The following is a 21408-nucleotide window of genomic DNA, read 5'->3' as shown; positions in this document are numbered from 1 at the left end:
ATGAAAAATATAAAATACCTCTTTATAGGTTTACTGTTTGGGGTGGTACTTGTAAAATCACAGGTGATCTCCTGGTTTAGGATCCAGGAAATGTTCAGGCTGCAGGCTTTTCATATGTATGGTATTATTGGCAGCGCTATTGTTGTTGGTATGCTATCAATTTTAATCATTAAACGATTCAGGGTTAAAACTCTGACTGGCGAGGAGGTTATCATTCAACCAAAAAAATTCAGCTGGGGTAATGTTTACGGCGGATTGATATTTGGTTTAGGCTGGGCCATAACCGGGGCCTGCCCGGGTCCGCTGTTTGCGCAAATTGGAGGCGGCTTTTTGGTTACTGCTGTAACCTTATTTAGTGCAATTGCAGGTACATGGGTTTATGGATTACTGCGCAACAAATTGCCGCATTGAGTTTTACTGGCGCAAACCGTTGAACATGATACAAAGAAAACATATCTCCAAATCAAACATCCTGTTTATAATACTCATGACAGCGGCTTTAATTACATTAATAAATCCTGTTGCCAAAAGCTATTTGATCCGTGGATTAATGGCCGTAGGATTTTTTAAGCCTGATCCGGCGGGGTATGCCCGTCATCATGAAGTATTTGCAAACCTGCCCGATTATAGATATAAGGATTCAACCGGTAATATCATCTCTTTATCGGGCTTAAAACACAAAGTAGTATTTGTAAATTACTGGGCAACCTGGTGCCCTCCCTGCCTTGCCGAAATGCCATCGATCAATAAACTGTATGAAAAACTAAAAAACAATCCCAAAATAGTTTTTATAATGGTTGATGTGGATAATGACCCGGCCAGGGCCCGTATGTTCCTACAGAAACACAGCTATAACCTGCCATTATATACATCCCCTAACCAGCTGCCAGATACATTATTAGACGGCACCATACCTACTACGCTTATATTTGGCAAGGATGGAAGCCTGAAATATAGGCATTCGGGCGCGGTTGATTACAGTGGAGATAAGTTTAAGGAGTTTTTAGAAGAGGAAACGAATTAGAGCCCTCACCCAACTGTCCTTTGGAGAGGGTTGGTCGAGGCTTTTAATTTTTTTATTGTTATTTTCACACTTATTAATAATTTTTCTTTTCTTTACGGCATAAACCTGTTTTTCAATGAAAAGAAATCTGCTCTCCTCATTTGGCATTGCCGTGTTATGTTTAATTTCGGCAACCGGCTACAGCCAAACCGGTACTCTCAGCATCAGCACTGATTCAAAAACAACCATCAGCAAGCACATTTACGGGCAATTTGCCGAGCATCTGGGCCGTGGTGTATATGGTGGTTTTTGGGTTGATAAAAACCTGCCGGTTAAAAAGCAGGATCGCATCCGTTTAGATGTGGTTGATGCCCTAAAAAAAATCAAAATCCCTAACCTGCGCTGGCCTGGGGGCTGCTTTGCAGATGAATATCACTGGCGCGATGGCATTGGCCCCGCGGCACAACGCCCGCGTATGGTAAATACCAACTGGGGAGGTACCACCGAAGATAACAGCTTTGGCACACATGAATTTCTGGAGCTTTGCGACTTATTAAAATGCGAGCCCTATGTTGCCGGCAATGTTGGCAGCGGCACGGTAGATGAAATGTCGAAATGGATTGAATATCTAAATTCAAACAGCAGCAGTACAGTTGCGCAAATGCGCGCCAAAAATGGCCACCCTGCACCTTATAAGGTAACTTTTTGGGGTGTTGGTAACGAAAGCTGGGGCTGCGGAGGTAATATGAAAGCCGAATATTATGCAGACCTGTTTAAACGTTACGCTTCTTTTGCCAAGGATTACCCGGGCGCAAAGCTTCAAAAAATAGCCAGCGGACCAAACGCCGATGATTATAACTGGACAGAAGTTTGCATGAAGAACATCCCAAATTCGATGATGTCGGGCTTATCGTTGCATTATTATACCATTCCGACAGGAGATTGGGGTAAAAAAGGATCGGCTACTGAGTTTAGTGAAAAGGAATATTTTAGCACTATGGTTAACTGCCTTAAAATGGAGGAACTGGTTAACAAACACTCTGCCATTATGGATAAGTATGATCCTGGAAAGAAAGTTGCTTTAGTTGTAGACGAATGGGGTGTTTGGACGGATCCTGAACCGGGTCCCGACCATGGTGTTTTATTCCAGCAAAACAGCCTGCGCGATGCCCTTATAGCCGGTACAACGCTGAATATTTTTAATAACCATAGCGACAGGGTAAGAATGGCCGCGCTGGCACAAACTGTAAACGTATTGCAGGCGCTTATTTTAACCGACAAGGAAAAAATGTTGCTCACTCCTACTTACCATATTTTTGACATGTACAAGGTTCACCAGGATGCTAAATACCTGCCAATTAAACTAAACGTACCTAATTACGAGGTTGATGGTAAAAAAATAGAGGCTGTAAATGCTTCAGCTTCGCAGGATGCTGCCGGCAAAGTGCATATTTCATTGGTTAACCTTGATTTGCATAACGCCATAACCATTACTACCGATCTTAAAGATGTTAAATGGAGTACCGTTGGCGGCCAGGTATTAACTTCGGCTAAAATCACAGATATCAACACTTTTAAAAATCCTAACAAATTGCATCTTGCAAGTTTTACCGGCGCCAAAAAAGATGGTGATAAACTGGTAGTAACACTCCCTGCAAAATCTGTAGTGACATTAGAACTAAATTAAAACCCCTCTAAATCTCCCCCTAAGGGGAGACACTTAAAAAATCTCTTCAAAGAGGCTGTATCATAAACATGATCAGCCTCTTTTTTCTTTGGATTTATTCGAGCATAAATTTTATTTATGATACATCCTCTCGGGTAGAGCCCACAGCGGCTTTACTTTTATGCCCCAAACATCGCTCAAAGCTTTTTTTGCTGCATGATAACCGCACATGCCATGCACCCCGCCACCAGGTGGCGTGGAGGATGAGCAGATATAAAGTCCTTTTGCTGATGTTTTATATGGCGATGAACGCAATGCCGGCCGGGTAAATAGCTGACCAATATCAATTATACCGCCATTAATATCCCCGCCTATATAGTTGGGATTATATTCCTCTAACTGTGCGGTATTAAAAATGTGCTTAGCTAAAATAGTATCCCTGAAACCCGGTGCGAAACGTTCCACCTGCCGCTCAATAATATCGGTCATATCTTTACCAGACCCATTGGGTACATGGCAATAGGCCCAGGCGGTATGCTTACCTTCGGGTGCGCGGGATTTATCAAACGTACTTTGTTGCGCCAACAGCACATAAGGCTTATCGGGATGCCTGCCATTCCATATCTCTTTCTCCCCTTCGGCAATTTCTTCGAAAGTATTACCAATGTGTACAGTTCCGGCTTGCTTTACCGCTTCGGCTTTAAAAGGTATTGGCGCATCTAATGCCCAGTCGACCTTAAATACACCGGCACCATAACGATAGCGTTCCAGCTGCCAACGGTATAAAGATGAAAATTTATGACCGGCTATTTTTAATAGTTGCTTTGGTGTAATATCAAACAAAACCGCGTGGGCAGATGGCAGTTGATCTAATGACTGAACATAGAAACCTGTTTCAATTTTTCCTCCTATGGATATAAAATAGGATGCCAAAGCATTCGCTATTTGCTGCGAACCGCCCTTTGGTACCGGCCAGCCTTTTAAGTGTCCCTGGGCCATCAATACAAGTGCAATAGCCGAGGTGGCTATATTGCTCAGCGGCTGTATGGCGTGGGCTGCCATTCCCCCGAACAGGCCTTTTGCTTTTTGGGTTTTAAATTTTTTAGCTAACCAGGTTGCCGGTGTAAGCGCCGGTAAACCAAACCGGGCCATTAACAAAGGATGTCTTGGAAAATGCAGCGGGCCTAATACATCCGTGGCAATAAGGGGCCAGTTTTTAACCACAGGCTTCATAAGGTTTAGGTAAGCCTGTTCATCTGCGCCCAGCTGCTTTGCTGTTTCATCAACCGATTTTAGCAAAACGGCAGCCGTACCATCATCAAATGGATGTGCGGCTGCCGTTTCCGGAAAAATGTATTCCAGGCCATGCTGTGCAAGAGGCAGTGTTTCAAAAAATGGCGATGCCACCGCAAGAGGATGAACAGCCGAGCAGATATCATGTTTAAAGCCAGGTAAAGTAAGCTCTGCTGTACGCAGGCCTCCTCCTATTTCTTTTTTTCCCTCCAGCAACAATACAGACAGGCCGTTTTGCTGCAACAATATTGCTGCTGCCAGGCCGTTTGGGCCCGACCCAACTATTATGGCATCGTAATCGCGCTTTTCAAGCTTCATCTATATTTTTCAGAGGTTTTGTACCCCTAAGATATCCAAATTAACAGCTTCGCGCTTATATAGTTTAATTAAAAACTTCGCCGGCATGGCTGGCTTCGGGCACCTCGATCAGTTTGCCCGACCGCACATCATACACGTAACCGTAAATGGGGATATGCCCGGCAACTAAAGGATGGTTCCTGATGCGCTCCACATCTTCGGTAACACTGGCTTCCAGGTTTTTAAAAGTAAGGAAAGCAATATGGGCCGCCTCATCAGATCCACCGCTTTCATCGGCATTATGCCAGCCATTTTCATCAATCGCAGCTGTTTTTAAACTTGTAGCCAGCAGATTACGAATTATGTCATCGGTAAATAAACCCATACCGCAATCGGTATGGTGAATTACAAACCACTCTTTAGTACCCAATAATTTATGCGAAATAACCAGCGACCTGATGGCATCGTCGCTTGCACGCCCGCCCGCATTGCGGATCACATGTGCATCACCTTCGGCCAAACCTGCATACTTCGCCGGATCAAGGCGCGCATCCATACAGGTTAAAATAGCAAACTGGCGTTTGGGCGGTATGGTAAGTTCGCCCTTGTTGCCAAAGTGTTTCACATATTCACCGTTGGCTGAAAGTACCTGCCGATGCACTTTGGTCTTCACTTTCTGAAGCTCATCTATCGTGATTGACATAGTTTTAATTTTACGTGAATAAATATCAGGCAGATTTCCTGCTGTTAGCTATCAATGAGGCCTCATAAACCGAAGAAATAATATCCTCGCCAAAAAAGGTTCCCAAAAAGTCAAGGTCGATATGGTTATAGATAACCTGTTTGTTGGCATCAATAATGTAAGTAGCCAACAAGGGTACATTTACATCAATTCCCGAAAACCTGTTCCAAACCGGGTCGTTGTCAGAATAGATCCTGAATATATTAGCTATGTTTTTTTCTTCGTCGTGATAAAAGTTAAGGGTTAAACTGTTTTCCCAGGCTTTCTTCCCCAGTTCATCGGTACGCTCATCGCTGATGATCAACAAATTACCCCCGTTGGCTTTTATTTCCTGTTGAATATTGTTCAGCTTCTTCAACAGCTCAAAACCTTGCTGCCCCCAGTGGCGCGAATAAAAAGCAATCACCAAAGGTTTATTTAACAACTGCCTTAATGAAATAGGTCCATGCGTTTGAGCCCCGTTAAAAAACGACTGCCAGCGGCTGTAATCACTCAAAAATTTCAGATCAGGAATATAGTTACCTGCTTTTACAGGTTTTAAAGGCTGGTAAGGTTTAAACGGAATATCATTATCTTGAACAATTTCCGAAAGATCAAAAAACGGGTATTTACTATTTGAGGTTAACATTTGTAATAGAATAATGGTATATAAATTATTTTTTGTTGGGGATACGGGATTAATACATCACGTTCAACAACGGCATAATCCATATATTACCCTGCTGTAATGTAACACACCATCGGTCGGCATATTCATTTGACTAATCAGATAAGCGTTCATAAAATATATTAAATAACGAGGTCAGTAAACTTTTTATTTGTTGAGGGGTTTTACGGGGAGAGGAATTCAACAACAACACATACAGGCTATATCCTTAAGATCGTTATGACTTAAAAAGCTATTTGTATGGTATTTTTGCACTTTACTTTGCATGATTTTGAATTAACAAGACAAATATACTATAATGTCTATATATTTAGTATACTTTATTTGATATTTTATTTAATTTTTTCCTTTCTCTTTCCTACAAATAAAAAAGCCATGTTAAAAGGAGCTTATAAACATTTGCCGATGCTACTTATCCCATTCATTTTCAATACATTTAGTTGCAAGCAGGTTATCAAACGCGAGCACTCAAAAGCCGACACATTAAAAAAGGAAATTGTTAAAGAATGGAATAAAACCATTCCCGGCAGTTTCAGCGACCAAACCAAGCTTGTTTTTGACAGCGCGGAGGTTATTGCCTTTCTTAAAAAGTATACTGCTTTTGAACCCTATGCTAAAGATATTAACATGTTTTATAGCAAGCGTAAATTTGCCTATGCATGGTACGCCAACGGACAGTTGATAGAACAGGCCGGAAACTTATCAGACAGGTTAACTAACCTGCAAAATGAAGGCATTTATAAAGCCATCCCCTACCCAAAATCTTTAGATTCGCTGGTATTTGAGGTTCATCCCAAAGATAAAACCTTTAAACCCAATGTTTCCACCGAGCTAATGCTTACCGCCCAATACTTTGTGTTTTCGAAGCTGGTATTCCAGGGAATGAGCAATGCAACAAGCAAGGCCGTAAACTGGTATCTGCCCCGAAAAAAGATCTCCTACGATGATTACCTGGATACCCTGCTGAAGCAAAAGGGTAAAGCCGGCAGTACTTTATCTGAACCTGTTTACAGGCAATATGACCTCCTTAAAGCTTTTCTAAGCAAATACCGTGCTTTAGATGCCAAAGAAAAATGGCTTGCCATCCCTTCGGCGAAGGGAATAAAACCGGGAGATTCATCCGTAGTCATATCGCAAATTAAAACACGGCTTTATAAACTGGAGGATTTTAAAGGAGATACGCTAAGTAATATATTTGATGAAGGACTAAAAGACGGCATAAAACAGTTTCAGTTAAGGCATGGCTTAACTAATGACGGCTTACCGGGCCCCGAAACTATTGCCGAAATGAATGTTCCACTGGAAACCCGTATCCGCCAGATTATTGTTAATATGGAGCGATGCCGCTGGCTGCCGGTTAGCTTAAATACCAATTACCTGGCTGTAAACATACCCGAATTTAAACTGCATGTTTACCATGCTGACAGCCTGCTTTGGAGTTGTAATGTGGTAGTGGGTCAAAAGGTTCACCAAACTGTTATTTTTTATGGGCAAATGCAGTACGTGGTATTCAGCCCTTACTGGAACCTGCCAGAGAGTATTATCCGCAACGAGGTTTTACCTGCTCAGCGCCGGAACCCTAATTATATAAATGAACATAATATGATCATCACCGGGCAGCTGAATGGCTTGCCGGTGATTAAACAAAAACCCGGTCCGGCAAATTCGTTGGGGTTGGTAAAATTTCTTTTCCCTAATAGCTATAGCATTTATTTACACGATACACCTTCAAAATCATTATTCGGCGAATCATCACGGGCTTTTAGTCACGGTTGTATCCGGGTAGGCGAACCTGCAAAACTTGCGGCGTTTTTACTAAAAAGCGATACTACCTGGACGGCTGAAAAGATTAGCCTGGCAATGAACTCAGGTATAGAAAAGCAGGTTACACTGAAACAAAAAGTACCTGTATTTATAGCCTATTTCACCGTATTTACAGACAGGGGCAATAAGCTTAATTTCCGTAAAGATATTTACAACAGGGATGAGCAGTTAGCGTCCATGATATTATCAGGGAGTGGAAATTATTAATATCTAAATAAAAGAGTCAGGCCAAAATAATTCGGCCTGACTCTTTTATTTTTTACACATGTCTACTTCAACACCGATACCGCTTTATTAGCATCACCAATTCCCCAAACTGTTCCTGGCTTATCCCCCATGGTAATCACCAGTTCGCCGCCGTTCATTAAATCCTTATGGGCGAAATAAGTTTTGGTATAGTCAAAACCATTAAGGCTCATTGAGTTGATATACTTATTTTTAGGGCCATTATTTTTCACTACAATATGAAACGTTTTATTACCCTGTAATTTCAGTGTGGCCTCATTAATAACCGGGCTACCAAACACATACAAGCCGTTTGCCGGGTTAACCGGGTAAAAGCCCAGGGACGATAGAACATACCAGGCCGACATCTGGCCAACATCTTCATTACCGATAATGCCATCGGTTTTATCGGTATAAAAATCGTCTAAAATGTAACGCACCTTTTCGGCTGTTTTCCATGGCTGGCCAGAGTAAGCATAGTAATAAGTCATTGGGTGGCTTGGTTCGTTACCGTGCGCATATTGACCTATTAAGCCCGAGATATCATTTGATGCGAGTTTGCCCATATCGCCTTTAGCAATAAACAATGAATCCAGTTTGATATTAAATTTATTTTTACCACCCAAAAGGCTGATCAAACCCTCCACGTCCTGCGGCACCAGGAAGGTATATTCCCAGCCGTTGCCCTCGGTAAAATCTCCATGCTCATGAATAGAGATAAACGGGCTGTAGGGTGTACGCCATGCATTTTCTGACAGGCGGCCACGCATAAAACCGGCTTTGGGGTCGTAATAGTTTTTATAGTATTGCCCACGCTTGCTGAAATATTCATAATCCGCTGTTTTACCTAATTTTTTAGCAACCTGTGCAAGGCACCAATCATCAATTGCATATTCCAATCCCATCGAAACAGATTCGGCAGTACTATCAGCAGGTATATAACCAAATTTCTTAACAAATTTAATACCTCGCGCGTCCTGCATTGCTGTGGTTTTCATGGCCTCATAAGCCAGGTTTGCATCAAAGCCTTTATAGCCTTTTAGTAAAGCATCGGCAACCACCGGAACCCCGCTGTATCCTACCATACAATTAGTTTCATTAGCCATTAAATGCCAAACAGGTAAGCTCCCCTGCTGCTGGTAAATGGCCAGCATCGAGTTGATCATGTCATTGGTATGTTCGGGATGGATAATGGTTGACAGTGGGTTATTTGATCTATACGTATCCCAAAGCGAGAACGTGGTCACATTATTAAAACCTATATTTTTATGTACTTTTTTATCAGTTCCCCAATATTCGCCGTTCACATCATTAAAAACAGATGGCGCTACCATGGAATGATAGAAAGCTGTATAGAATTTTTTAAGCTGCGAAATAGAATCCGCTTTGATGCTGATCTTCTGAAATTGTGTATTCCACGCCTTATCTGCATTAGCGACAACTTTGCTAAAATCCCAGCCCGGTATTTCGGCTTTGATATTTAACATGGCATTTTCGGCACTTACCGGCGAGATACCAACTTTAGCATAAACTACTTCGCCCTTGGTGGTTGCAAAACTTATAACACCTTTAACTTTTATACCTTTTAATTGCGATCCTGCTGCTTTGGCTGTACTGTCGTACACAGTAAATGTTTTTATCGGCTTAGAAAAAACTGCTGTGAAGTAAATACGCTGATCAACAGCCCAGCCATTTGAAAAACGGTAACCGCAGATGGTACGATCATCCACTTGCTTAATGTACGTTTCCACAGGTCGGTCCCAGCCTATACCCTCCTTCAGGTCGATAACGATATGCGCATCTTTGGATGCAGGGAAAGTGTACTTATGCATCCCTACTCTGGTACTGGCCGTAAGTTCAACACCAATATCATAGCGTTTAAGTTTTACTTTGTAATAACCTGGTTTAACTACCTCATCCTTGTGGCTAAACAGCGATACATAACCGCTTTGCATATCTTTAAGCGTACCTTTAATCGTTTTTATCGGGCCGGTTGTTGGCATAAAGGAAATATCACCCAAATCGCCTATACCTGTACCGCTTAAGTGAGTATGCTGAAAACCAACAATGGTAGAATCGGAAATATGGTAACCGGAACACCAGTCCCAGCCCTCGGATAAATTGGTTGGCCCCAACTGTACTGCGCCAAAAGGAACATTGGCACCAACAAATACATGCCCATGAAAGCCAGTACCTATATAAGGATCAACATATTTTGTAAGACCGGGTGTTTTTACAGCCACCGCCTTTTTATGCGATTGGCTAAATGAATTTAAAGCTAAAAGTGCCAGCATTCCGGCTAAACAGATCTGTTTTTTCATTTTATTTATAGGATGATAGTGCAGCGGTTTATAATATTTTTCAAACCTAAACCACAGCACATAATAGTTTATTAATAAACGCTTAATTCTGCAACGGTAATACCATTACCGGCAATTACCCGCGTGGCTTCAAATTTAAAATATCTGGCGTTTACAGGCTTACTTAAAACCACCGGCTGCTCAATCGGGTTCGACTTAATGTTTGAAAACTCGCCAGATGCAGCTTTATTCCATTCCTTACCATCGTTACTTGTGTAAAACACATAGCTATCTACAATTCCTTCAGGTTGTTTATCCTGCCGTGGTAAATAACCAAAGGCTTTAATATCATGAGCCGTGCCCATATCAATGGTAATTTGCTGCGGATAGGTTGCAGCATCCTTTTGCAATGTACTGTACAGTGTACCGGGATGCTCATCAATGGCATTTTCGGCGCCATTATTGTTTGCCGTTGCAGCATCTAAAACTTTCCAATAGGCTTTAGCATAACCTAATGAAACAAAAGTTACATCACTTTTTTTCGTGGTGCCTTCAAAACTCCTTGCTTTAACCACTCCATCATCCATTACAGTAAATGGTTTTGTATATAATGGGGAACTCAGCGTAGGTTCCTGCCCGTTTAAAGTATAACGGATAGCACCAACAGGAGCTTCGGTAGTGATGCTAACTTCACCTTTTTTATTCCTGGCAATCTTTGGAGTTGTGAGGTGTACGGGTTCTTTATATAATCCAAAATCGCTTAAAGCTACAGATACAGGTGATTTGGTTATTCTTACTCTTATTTTACCCGAAGTAATATTCTGAGTTAAACGGATCAGCCTGTTTCCGCCAATACTTGTTGCAGCGCCTATTTGCTGCCACTTACCGTTTACATAAGCATCTACCTCCAAAGCCTCAATACGCTGGCCCAGTTTAATATTCTCGCGCAGGCGAATCACATTAAAAGTTTTAGGGGTATGCAGATCAATGGTCACTTCGGGCGTGGTAATCTTATCATCAGTAGCCCAGTAACTATAGCGGTCATTATCAATCAAAAACCCGGGGCCGTACTTGATTTTGTTGCCGCCACGCACATTGCTGGCCGTTATTGTTGCACCTTTTGCCAGGTTAACAGCAAAGGTTTGTTTTAGCAGATTACCAAATGCGGTGAGCGATTTAACATCGATCTCATTTACTATTCCCCGCGGATCAGGAGATAAACCCAGGTCAAGCGCCGCCCCACGACCCACACTTTTATAATAAAGATCAAGCAGCGTATATGGCGATTTCACGCCATCGTCCTGCGTTTTATGGTAAAACCAGCCTGGCCTTAATGATACGTCGCACTCTGCGGGCATCCAGTAATCGCCGTTGCGGGTACCTTCTGTTCCTTCATAATCTTTTACAAAGCCGTTGCCTGGTTTCTTGCCTTCTTCGGGGGCGTGTGGTGTGTAAGTAGCCCAGCAGGTTTCACCGGCATGGCCCTCTTCGTTGCCAACCCAGCGCACATCAGGCCCCACATCGCCAAATATAACCGCGTTGGGTTGCAGTTTACGGGTAATTGCCCACGTAGTATCCCAGCCATAATAAGTAGACCGGTCTATCTTTCTTATTTCGCGCTTGCCGCCATAATAACCATCACCGCCATTGGCGCCATCGTGCCATGATATAAACAGCGGACCATAATTGGTATACAATTCCTTTAACTGCGCGCGGTAGATGTTTATATATTCGGCAGTTCCGTAGTTAAGGTTGTTTCTATCCCATGGCGAGCAATAAACGCCCAGCTGCATGCCTAATTTATCGCAGGCATCCCGGTATTCCCTCATCATATCGCCTTTGCCGTTCTTGTATGGACTTTTTGATATATTATGTTCGGTAGTTTTTGTGGGCCAAATGCAAAATCCGTCATGGTGCTTAGCCACAACCACTACGCCCCTAAAACCACCGGCTTTAGCCGCCGCAACTATTTGCATAGCGCTAAACTGCGAAGGATTGATCAGCTTCGGGTCTTCGTCTCCATACCCCCACTCCTTGTTGGTATAAACATCAACACCATAATGAATAATGCAGTACATCTCCATCTGCTGCCAATTTAACTGACCTTTGGTTGGCAGCACACCATAAGGCTTAGGCGTAGCCTGGCTAAAACCTTTTAGGCTGATGATAAATAACAATAAAGCAATGCCTGTAAACTTCCTCATAAAAGATCTTTAATTTTTAAACCAATCTGCCGGTACATCCTGTGGTGCAGATCCGTTAACACTATATTTCAATTTCAAGGTAAACCCTCCGCCGCCTTCAATAAAATCAAGTTTAAAAGGGTGCGCTCCCATTTTTAGCGCTATTTGCCCGCTGCGCTCCTGGGCCGAGTGATTACCATCGTTATTTACAACTACATTTGGGCCTATGTTTAATACTCCGCCATCATCGCATGTTAAATAAAAACCGTAAATGCCATCAGCCGGAACATCAATGTACCCCTTATAAGTAATACCAAATGAGGGTGCCTGTACTGTAGCAGGTACTTCAATTTTATCAGTTGTGAAAGTACTGTCTATTTTTGCAGCCTTCATCAATGCCGTTTCTTTAAAATAAGCTTTATAATAGGTACAGGCCAATCCAGGTTTTGGCGGTGCTATTTTTACCGGCCCAAGCATATGCTGTTGGGTATAATTTAAATTATAAACATCGCCACGGGTGCCGGTTGAAGTAAAGGCAGCAACCCTTACTAATTGGGATTTTTTTATAATTAATGGTGATGGCAATATTGGCGATTTAACATCGGGCAAAGTACCATCCGTAGTATAACGGATAGTTAAATTTTTTGATGGCGAAGCTATGTTTAATTTACCTTCATCGGTAAATACGTATTCATTTAAAAGGTTAGGCAGATCGGGCAGGCGGTAATTGATCTTCAAAGCATCCATCCTGCTATATTCCTGTACCAGGCGCTGTAAATAAGAATCGTATTTATCCGGTTGGTTTGTCCAAAGCAATTCTGCCAATGCAGTCATCCTCGGCATATACATGTAGTCGGCACGTCTTTCGGATGGGATCTGCTCTGTCCAGATGTTTGCCTGCGCACCAATGATGGATTTGGCTTCTTCGGCATCTAATACTTTGGGAATCGGGTTAAAATGGTATACCTTATAGATAGAATACTGATCGGCCTGGTTATCAAAATAGAGCGGTTCACCGGGTGTCATGATCACGGTATTGCCATTTTTAACTGCTTTAACCGGTGCTTGCGGCACCCAGGTGCGCCAGTACATCACAATAGCTGTGGGGCTGATGCCGCCTTCAATGATTTCATCCCATCCTATCAGTTTACGGCCTTTTGAGTTAAAAAATTTCTCCATCCGGTTAATGAAATAACTTTGCAGGGCCGGCAGGTCTTTAATGCCTTCCTTTTCCATCAAAGCTTTGCAAGCTTCAGATTTACCCCAGTCGGTACGGTCAACCTCATCACCGCCTATGTGTATGTATTTAGATGGAAAGATATCGATGATTTCGCTGAATACATTTTGCGCAAACTCAAAAGTAGTTTCGTTGCATGGGCAAATAGGTTTGGTAAACAGCGCACCCCATTTATTTTCGCCGTTGCAGGTTAAAAACGGGTACGAGTTGATAGCCGCCATCATGTGCCCGGGCATATCAATCTCGGGAATAATATCAATGTGTCTTGCAGTTGCATAAGCCACTATCCCCTTCATTTCCTGCTGCGTATAAAAGCCGCCATACAAGGTTTTACCTTCGCGTTGGATGATGTGCTCTTTATCAATAATAAAGTCGTGATTATCCATTGAGCGCTTCATGCATGACGAATCCTGGTTGTTAAATGTACGCCAGGCGCCCTCTTCTGTTAGTTTTGGGTATTTTTTTATTTCGACACGCCAGCCCTGGTCATCGGTTAAATGGAGGTGCAGCTTATTCATCTTATAAAGCGCCATCCTATCGATAAACTTCTTAAGATAGCTTACAGAGAAAAAGTGCCGTGATACGTCCAGGTGCATCCCCCGCCATTCGTAAGCCGGCTTATCTTCTATCGATACTACAGGTAAAGTTAATTGTCTATGAACTGTGCCGGTTTCAATAGAAACTGGCAGTAACTGCCGGATAGTTTCTATCGCGTGAAATACCCCAGCCGGATCTTTAGCCCTGATAACCAATTGCTTAGTGGTTATACTTAATCTATATGCTTCTGGTGCGGTAATGCCGGCATCATAAACCAGTTTTATAGCGCGTGGCTTGTCGGTTTTAGTTAGTTTTAATGATCTGCCCAAACCCTTTTGCAGCAGCTTATTAAGTTCGGCAGCTTCGTTGGTAAATTCTTTTGCAGCTATAATGCTTGTTTGGGATGTTATTACAAAAGAGCCGGTGCCTGCTACCAACTCACTTGGATACGGGATCAAAGGAAACTTTGATACTTCCTGTGCATTTGCAGCAAAACAGGTTGTCATCATCATAACCGTGAAGTTAAATAAAGAGATTTTTTTAACGAAAGCCATCATCAGCAGTTAGGATTATTGATAAAGTTAAAAAGATGAAATTATGATCATAGGTGTAACCAACCCAACAAAATTAAAATAAAACATGTCGCTTTTTACACGGTTTATATAATTTGAAGAATAATTTTATAAACATATTAAAACTTTTTAATTTTATTTCAAAAGCCGCTAAATTGTTACTTGTGTACGGGGTACAATATTAAAGATTAGCGAATCGATCGCACAGTTCAATCCATATTATTTCATGCCCGTTTGTAACATTCGTGTAATTAGTGTGTTTACTTAAAAAAAGTACCTATTATGATAATCAGCGGCGTAACATTCGGCATAACTAAGGAAGACGGAACACATATCAACATAGCCATAGATCCGGCAGATATCAACAAAGTTGAAAGCAATAATGCCGGGATCTACAAATTGTACAGGGAAATAGACAGCCCCAAAACATTTGATAAAGGGTATTTAGGCGCCATATTTTTAGATGACGTTGATCCTGGTTACCAGTATTCAGGCAGTACCGAGCTTACCGATTTTGAATTGAAACAATTAGCGCAATTCATCAGGGATTACCATGCAACCGGTAAAGAGTTTGATGACCACCAGCGCGATATCAGCACAAAATAAATGGGTTAAATAACAGCCTGGTTAAAAACCTTAAGATATTTGGCAATATAATCCTGCTTTGTTTTTGATTTGTATTGCATGATAAAACGGGGATGTTCCAACGCGATGATCTGCTTAAAGAATTTCTTTTCCTCATTTAGTTTTCTCAAAAACGCCTCGTTTTTACCTGTGCCGAAGCAAAAGCAAATATCTGTTTCAAAGCCCAGGTCTATCTGTTTTTGGATGTTTTCAATAATAAAGGGATATACAGCTTTGGTTAGCTCAGGGGTATCGTAGTAATTATAATTCACCTCCTTACCTTTTGGGCCGGTTATGGTAAAACCCAGGGGGCAAACCGAATGAATATAGAATTGCTGGTAAAACGCCGCTATCCCGCCGAAGGCGTTAATCATATCGTATACATACGCTGATGATGGCTCATGAGTCATCGGACCGGTATATGGGATCTGGCATTGATCAATCATCCGTTTAGGATCGGTAAAAGAAACGCCCGTCATCCCCGATCCAAACCTGCCGGGATTTATGCCGAGAATTAAATGCCGCCGGTGATTATCGCCATAATATTTGCTGTAAAATTGCGATGACACATCAAACGCAAAATCATTATCCCTAAATGGGTTCATGATGCTGACTCCCGATGGCAGGATGCCTGTATATGCTAATTGTTTATTAAAATCGATTATCCTATCGGCAAATGTGCTCATATTAAGTGCTAACTTATCAAAAATCAGCAAAAAGCAGAAGGCTTAAAGTAAAAAGCTTTCTTTAAATCATCATATAATTACCTTTACATTATGGGGATCATCAATTTTACTACTTTTTTGGTAACGTCTTTTCTGTTCATCATTTCGCCGGGTATCGATACTATTTTTGTGCTTAATAAATCTGTTACCCAGGGAAAAAAGGCTGGTATTTACTCAACTTTGGGCATTACTACAGGTGTGCTTGTACATACTACCCTGGCAGCCTTTGGATTATCGCTGATCCTTTCTCAATCGGCAATGGCATTTAGTTTTGTTAAATACGCAGGCGCCGCTTATTTGGTATGTCTTGGTATTAGCAAATTCTTTTCAAAGGATACAGTCGTAAAAAAAGATACGCCTGCTATAATAGAGTCTGTAAGGAAAACTTATTTATCTGCGGTGCTTGCCAATGCACTCAATCCCAAGGTGGCAATCTTCTTCCTGGCTTTCTTTCCGCAATTTATACAGCCTACCCATATCCACAATGCATTGCCTTTTATATTACTTGGGGTTACTTACGCACTGACGAGTTTAGTATGGTTTATGATACTAACATTTTTTGCAGGTTCCCTTTCAATCCGGTTAAAACAACGGCCTTTATTTGGCGTTTGGCTAAATAAATTCTCGGCTATAGTTTTTGTGCTGATGGGTGTTAAAATTGCATTCACAAAAAGATAATATCAAAAAAAAATCCCGGCGCCCCCACAGCGACCGGGATAATCACCCCCTGTAAAAAAACTTTTATTTCATATACTCCTTATCAAGAAACACATACCTGGCCCTGTCATTTTCAGTTTTTTGCTCGCTTTTTACGTCGATATCCATAAACTTAACCGGGCTTTTACCTGTGTTGGCATCCCACTTTGGCAAGCCTGATCCATTAGGATTACCGGATTTAATAAAGTTGGCAAAATAGTTTTCCATCGTTTCTGATACTTTGTAGTCATCAGGTGTCCATGCATAAACTTTATTACTGGCCAGGTTACCCATGGCATACTCAATTTCTGAAGCATGTGAGGCACCTACAGCTGCAGCTGCTTTTGGCGCAGGTTTAGCGGCATCTCCTTTAACAACTCCTCCTGCAAGACCCGCTGTGGCATTACCCATTTGCGCAGTCATAGACGGGCGGATGCGCGAAAAGCAATAACGATAAACAGGTTTACCACCAGTTTGAATTTGCAGATCGGCCCATTTCCAGGTGCTGTACACTATAAACCTATCGCTTGATAAGGCTGTGGCCGATTTAATAACTTCCTCATCTGTTGATGCAGGGTATAGTTTCATAGCCTCATCGGCCTTATCACCATATATAGTAGCGAGTGTTTTTTTATAGTTTTCCAATGTTGGTGCATCGGCACGCATTAAAAACTGGTATGGTACCTCGGCCGAGTTCCATCCAACCAGGATAGGTATTTTAGCTTGTTCGCCGGCCTCAAAAATTGCAGGTAATGATTTTGGCAATAAATAGCCATCAATAGTAGGCGTCATTGGCGTTGAGCCTGGTTTAAATACAGCATCCAGCAGGTCGGCTGCAGATATTGCCCTTAATTCGGCCAGTGAACCGGCTTTTACATGGGTGGCAAACGTTACCCCGTTTTTTTCGGCATCGGCCAGTGGTATTGAGTTTAACGTTGGTTTTATACCCGCGCCACTCTCGCCTATTGCGCCTATGATGAGGTCTTTTGACAATGGCGATGCCATCTGCACCGATACAGATATTGAACCGGCCGACTCACCTGCTATAGTTACATGTTTAGGGTCGCCACCAAATTTAGCCACGTTTTTTTGAACCCATAGTAAGGCCGCATTTTGATCAAGGTAGCCATAGTTGCCGGATGAATGATTAGGCGACTCTTTGGTTAAATCGGGGTGAGAAAAAAAGCCGAAAACGCCCAGCCTGTAATTCACGGTAAGTACAACAATGCCTTTTTTTGCCATGCTTTCACCATCATAACGTGGCTCAGATCCATCCCCTGCGGCAAGACCTCCTCCGTAAAAATAAACCAGTACGGGTAATTTTTCCTTCATGGTTTTTGCGGGTGTCCACACGTTCAGGTACAGGCAATCTTCACTCATACCGGCTGAGCGGAAACCCATATCGCCAAAAATTGGTCGTTGCATCGGGTTGTTTCCAAAATGATCGGCCTTGCGTACGCCATCCCAGTTTTTTGTTGGCTGTGGCTCTTTCCACCGCAGATCGCCAACAGGTGGCTGGGCAAAAGGAATCCCCTTAAAGATAGTAACCGGCGAACCTGCCTCTTTTACGCCTTCCAGTTTCCCGTTTTCAACGGTTACCTGGTTTGTTTGTGCAATTACCTCTACGGTAGCAATTTGCACCAGCAGCAATACTGCTAAAAATGGTTTTATCATATGGCTATAATTAGTTTAGTTGGTTTAACACGAAGATAAGATATCTATTGTATCATTTTGTTACAATAATAAATTAATTTTATCCGGGTAACAATTTTTTTTGTTACTTGCTATAATTTTTATTTATAAAGCATGAGTAACGAATCCAAAAAACAGGAAATTAATGCCGGCGGCGATGGTTATTTGCCCGGTTTGGCTATTGATACCGTTATTTTTGGCTTTCATGATAAACAGTTAAAAGTATTGCTGCTCACCTATAAAAACACTGGGCTGTTTGCGTTGCCCGGTGGTTTCATACGCGATACCGAGGATGTAAACGAAGCCGCCCGCCGGGTTTTGTTTGATCGTACCGGCCTAACCAATATTTTTTTGGATCAGTTTTATGTTTTTGGCGATAAAAGCCGCCACGATACCGCGCCGCTAAAGGCTATCATGGCAGCAACAAGGGGTGTTGCTCCGCCCGATGATCATTGGCTGCTGAAACGCTTTATATCTGTTGGCTATTATGCCCTGGTTGATTTCACAAAGGCTATACCTACTCCCGATAGTATATCAGATAGTTGCGACTGGTTTGGGTTGAATAATTTGCCCGACCTGATGCAGGATCATAAACTCATTATTCAAAAAGCTTTAGAAACCTTGCAGGCCAACCTTGATCAAAAACTTATCGGCTTTAATTTATTAACCGACGACTTTACCATGGGCGATCTGCAAAGYCTTTATGAAACCATTTTAAATAAGAAACTTATCCGGGCGGCCTTTCAGCGTAAGATACTGAGCCTGGGAATATTGGAGCGTACCGCCAAAAAATGGACCGGCGGTGCACATAAAGCCCCCTATTTGTATAGATTTATATCCGAACGATAATTTCTGTCATAATTCAACCCCATAATTGTCGTATTCTGCCCGCTTTGGTTATCTTTAATCAACGTAAATTTACTTCTGTAAACAATAACCAAATTATCAACTAAACTTCAATTAAAATGGTAACAATTAATCCGTATTTAAATTTCCCTGGTAATACCGAGGAAGCTTTCAATTTTTACAAATCGGTTTTTGGAGGCGATTTTTTAACTGTAATGCGTTTTAAAGACTCCCAGGAGGCTGGGGGTATAGCCGAAGAAGACAAAGAAAAACTGATGCATATAGCCCTGCCAATTGGTAAAGGCAATATATTGATGGCCACAGATGCTGTTGGCCAAATGGGTATGGGGTACAAGCCAGGCAACAATTTCCAACTTTCTTTAACTACAGAAAGCGAAGAAGAAGCAAACACGCTGTTCAATGCGCTATCTGCCGGGGGCCATGTAATGGTACCACTTGCACCAGCATCATGGGGCGACTTTTTCGGGTGGTTTTCTGATAAGTTTGGTATTTCATGGATGGTAAGCTATTCACCTAACCGCCCGCAGTAAATTTTACAATCATGAGTACCAAAACAATTAAGATCACTTATTGGATATTGACAGTTTTGCTTGTACTGTTTAAACCTTAAATCATGAAAATCGCTGTAATCATTGTTCGTACTCTTGTTGGTCTGATGTTCCTGTGGGCATCAGCAGCATATTTTTTAAAACTTTACCCTGTGCCAGTGATGACAGGCAATGCTAAAACTTTTAATGAAGGCTTAATGGCCGCCGTTTATTTAATGCCGCTGATTAAGGCGCTCGAGCTGGTTTGTTCTATATTACTGCTTATAGGCAGATGTGTTGCGCTGGCTTTAATAGTGTTGTTTCCTATTATGGTAAATATTGTTTTTTACCATGCGTTTTTAGGACCGGCGCAGTTACCTATTGTAATTGCGTTACTAATTGGCATCCTATTCCTGGCATACACACAGCGTGATAAATACGCACCATTGTTCACGTGGAAATAAACAAGATGTACACGGATTAAAAAATGACCTGTTATGACGGTAGAAGTTTTTAAAACCAATGTAAACAAGCGTAAATACGCCAAAGTTTTATTGCAACACATCCATAAAACGTTCTCGGGCTATAACGCCAATTTCGACCTGGATGACTGCGATAACATATTGCGTGTGCAGTGTAACAATGGCACAATCAGGTCCAAAGCGTTGATACTGTTCCTGAGAGATTTTGGTTACCACGCAGAGGTACTTACGGACTAATACCAATCATTTAAAACAAAAACCACCCCTGGTAATTGTAATAACTAAAAGGAGGTACTATGTTAAAAGACAGCAAAGCATTCAGCGGTTTTTCGGTAAATGACATACCAAAGGCCAAAGAATTTTATGGCCACGCATTAGGACTTGAGGTTGAAGATGACACTGAAATGCCGGGCATTTTACATCTCAAAATCTCTGGTGGTAATAATATCATTATCTATCCCAAACCCAATCATGAGCCTGCAACCTTTACGATACTCAACTTCCCGGTTCAGGATGTGGAAGCGACGGTTGATGAACTTACCAAACGTGGGGTTAAATTCATTGTTTATAACGAAGAAAACTTTAAAACCAACGAGAAAGGAATCTTCACTGCTGGTGGGCCTGTTATCGCCTGGTTTAATGATCCGGCAGGGAATATATTATCTGTTATTGAACAAAAGAGTTAGCCGAGCTTTTGGTATAATAGCAAAAGCCCTTAGAGTAGATTCTACTTAAGGGCTTTTGCGTATACCGTTTTATAAAATTACTGCAGGTGATATAGCAGCAGGTGATATAAATATGGCGTCCATCGCCCACTTGGCTTTCACTCTCCCTTTAAAGGACACCCCATCTGTCTTTAAAATAATAGCCGGATAAAACCTTCCAGGCCACAGGCTCACCTTAAATGGAACTATCCACCATCAAACAATGGGTGTTAGAACCTTTTTTTTACTTTACCGTTGATAAGTAAGGTTAGTTTGCAAAAAAACTATCGCATGCAATTTATTATACACTTTTTATGCGTATTTTCGGTACAATAAATGTTTACTTGCATTTATCAATATTAAAGTTAAGTATTTTACGAATATTTGTAAAAAAACAAACTCTTAGTATTATTTTAACGTACACCTGATACTTTAAAATTATAATTTATTTGCGAGGTGTTCAAAACCTAATCTACTTATTAAATCGTTACTTTACGTGTTTTTAATTACCTTTTAACCCAGATTACGCCAAACCAGACATATGA

General features: G+C 41.7%; 19 protein-coding genes. 11 read left to right on the top strand and 8 right to left on the bottom strand.

Annotated elements, in window-relative coordinates; translation table 11 throughout:
- The 3 genes from AC1DQW_RS13905 (at nt 1) to AC1DQW_RS13895 (ending at nt 2690) form a co-directional block, all read left to right on the top strand.
- Nucleotides 1-411: a DUF6691 family protein gene (locus tag AC1DQW_RS13905; RefSeq protein ID WP_477454626.1), complete on the top strand. Its 411-nt coding sequence runs from the start codon at nt 1-3 to the stop codon at nt 409-411.
- A gap of 25 nt (nt 412-436) precedes the next feature.
- Nucleotides 437-1024, top strand: coding sequence for a TlpA family protein disulfide reductase (locus AC1DQW_RS13900; protein WP_477454625.1), 588 nt, complete (start codon nt 437-439; stop codon nt 1022-1024).
- A 115-nt stretch (nt 1025-1139) separates the two neighbouring features.
- Nucleotides 1140-2690 (top strand): alpha-N-arabinofuranosidase, encoded by a 1551-nt coding sequence (locus AC1DQW_RS13895; RefSeq protein ID WP_477454624.1) that lies wholly within the window; start codon nt 1140-1142, stop codon nt 2688-2690.
- 111 nt (nt 2691-2801) lie between these two features.
- Here AC1DQW_RS13895 and AC1DQW_RS13890 read toward each other — a convergent pair whose 3' ends face one another.
- The 3 genes from AC1DQW_RS13890 to AC1DQW_RS13880 form a co-directional block, all read right to left on the bottom strand.
- The gene (locus AC1DQW_RS13890; RefSeq protein WP_477454623.1) at nt 2802-4280 is read right to left on the bottom strand and encodes a phytoene desaturase family protein; all 1479 of its coding nucleotides are present in this window, start codon (nt 4278-4280) and stop codon (nt 2802-2804) included.
- Nucleotides 4281-4344: 64 nt separating this feature from the next.
- On the bottom strand, nt 4345-4962 hold the full coding sequence (locus tag AC1DQW_RS13885) for a beta-class carbonic anhydrase (RefSeq protein ID WP_477454622.1): 618 nt from the start codon (nt 4960-4962) through the stop codon (nt 4345-4347).
- A 25-nt stretch (nt 4963-4987) separates the two neighbouring features.
- Nucleotides 4988-5629, bottom strand: a complete 642-nt coding sequence (locus AC1DQW_RS13880; RefSeq protein WP_477454621.1) for a redoxin domain-containing protein — start codon at nt 5627-5629, stop codon at nt 4988-4990.
- 414 nt (nt 5630-6043) lie between these two features.
- Between AC1DQW_RS13880 and AC1DQW_RS13875 the strand changes: the two genes are divergently transcribed.
- On the top strand, nt 6044-7699 hold the full coding sequence (locus tag AC1DQW_RS13875) for a L,D-transpeptidase family protein (RefSeq protein ID WP_477454620.1): 1656 nt from the start codon (nt 6044-6046) through the stop codon (nt 7697-7699).
- A gap of 62 nt (nt 7700-7761) precedes the next feature.
- Here AC1DQW_RS13875 and AC1DQW_RS13870 read toward each other — a convergent pair whose 3' ends face one another.
- From AC1DQW_RS13870 to AC1DQW_RS13860, 3 genes are all read right to left on the bottom strand, one after another.
- Nucleotides 7762-10038 carry a GH92 family glycosyl hydrolase gene (locus AC1DQW_RS13870; protein WP_477454619.1) on the bottom strand — a complete coding sequence of 759 codons (2277 nt, stop codon included), beginning with the start codon at nt 10036-10038 and terminating at the stop codon, nt 7762-7764.
- Between the two features lie 71 nt (nt 10039-10109).
- Complete coding sequence (locus tag AC1DQW_RS13865; protein ID WP_477454618.1) at nt 10110-12221, bottom strand: alpha-L-fucosidase; 2112 nt, start codon at nt 12219-12221, stop codon at nt 10110-10112.
- A gap of 9 nt (nt 12222-12230) precedes the next feature.
- Nucleotides 12231-14486, bottom strand: coding sequence for a family 20 glycosylhydrolase (locus tag AC1DQW_RS13860; RefSeq protein ID WP_477454617.1), 2256 nt, complete (start codon nt 14484-14486; stop codon nt 12231-12233).
- Between the two features lie 342 nt (nt 14487-14828).
- On the opposite strand from AC1DQW_RS13860, the gene AC1DQW_RS13855 reads away from it, so the two are divergent.
- On the top strand, nt 14829-15152 hold the full coding sequence (locus AC1DQW_RS13855; protein ID WP_477417825.1) for a hypothetical protein: 324 nt from the start codon (nt 14829-14831) through the stop codon (nt 15150-15152).
- A gap of 5 nt (nt 15153-15157) precedes the next feature.
- Here AC1DQW_RS13855 and AC1DQW_RS13850 read toward each other — a convergent pair whose 3' ends face one another.
- Complete coding sequence (locus AC1DQW_RS13850) at nt 15158-15856, bottom strand: uracil-DNA glycosylase family protein (RefSeq protein ID WP_477454616.1); 699 nt, start codon at nt 15854-15856, stop codon at nt 15158-15160.
- Between the two features lie 90 nt (nt 15857-15946).
- Between AC1DQW_RS13850 and AC1DQW_RS13845 the strand changes: the two genes are divergently transcribed.
- Nucleotides 15947-16573: a LysE family translocator gene (locus tag AC1DQW_RS13845; protein ID WP_477454615.1), complete on the top strand. Its 627-nt coding sequence runs from the start codon at nt 15947-15949 to the stop codon at nt 16571-16573.
- A 63-nt stretch (nt 16574-16636) separates the two neighbouring features.
- Here the strand turns inward: AC1DQW_RS13845 and AC1DQW_RS13840 are convergent, their stop codons facing one another.
- Nucleotides 16637-18265, bottom strand: a complete 1629-nt coding sequence (locus AC1DQW_RS13840; RefSeq protein ID WP_477454614.1) for a carboxylesterase/lipase family protein — start codon at nt 18263-18265, stop codon at nt 16637-16639.
- A gap of 132 nt (nt 18266-18397) precedes the next feature.
- Between AC1DQW_RS13840 and AC1DQW_RS13835 the strand changes: the two genes are divergently transcribed.
- The 5 genes from AC1DQW_RS13835 (at nt 18398) to AC1DQW_RS13815 (ending at nt 20845) form a co-directional block, all read left to right on the top strand.
- Nucleotides 18398-19132: an NUDIX hydrolase gene (locus AC1DQW_RS13835; protein ID WP_477454613.1), complete on the top strand. Its 735-nt coding sequence runs from the start codon at nt 18398-18400 to the stop codon at nt 19130-19132.
- Between the two features lie 116 nt (nt 19133-19248).
- Nucleotides 19249-19680: a VOC family protein gene (locus tag AC1DQW_RS13830; RefSeq protein ID WP_477406200.1), complete on the top strand. Its 432-nt coding sequence runs from the start codon at nt 19249-19251 to the stop codon at nt 19678-19680.
- An 83-nt stretch (nt 19681-19763) separates the two neighbouring features.
- Nucleotides 19764-20141: a DoxX family protein gene (locus tag AC1DQW_RS13825; protein ID WP_477454612.1), complete on the top strand. Its 378-nt coding sequence runs from the start codon at nt 19764-19766 to the stop codon at nt 20139-20141.
- A gap of 33 nt (nt 20142-20174) precedes the next feature.
- Nucleotides 20175-20396, top strand: coding sequence for a hypothetical protein (locus AC1DQW_RS13820; RefSeq protein WP_477417839.1), 222 nt, complete (start codon nt 20175-20177; stop codon nt 20394-20396).
- 59 nt (nt 20397-20455) lie between these two features.
- The gene (locus AC1DQW_RS13815) at nt 20456-20845 is read left to right on the top strand and encodes a VOC family protein (RefSeq protein ID WP_477454611.1); all 390 of its coding nucleotides are present in this window, start codon (nt 20456-20458) and stop codon (nt 20843-20845) included.
- Nucleotides 20846-21408 lie beyond the last annotated feature (563 nt).

The organism is Mucilaginibacter sp. P5_A4 (genome assembly GCF_056400605.1).
Note: the sequence above shows the minus strand (reverse complement) of the source record. Positions and strands in the feature narration are given on the sequence as shown.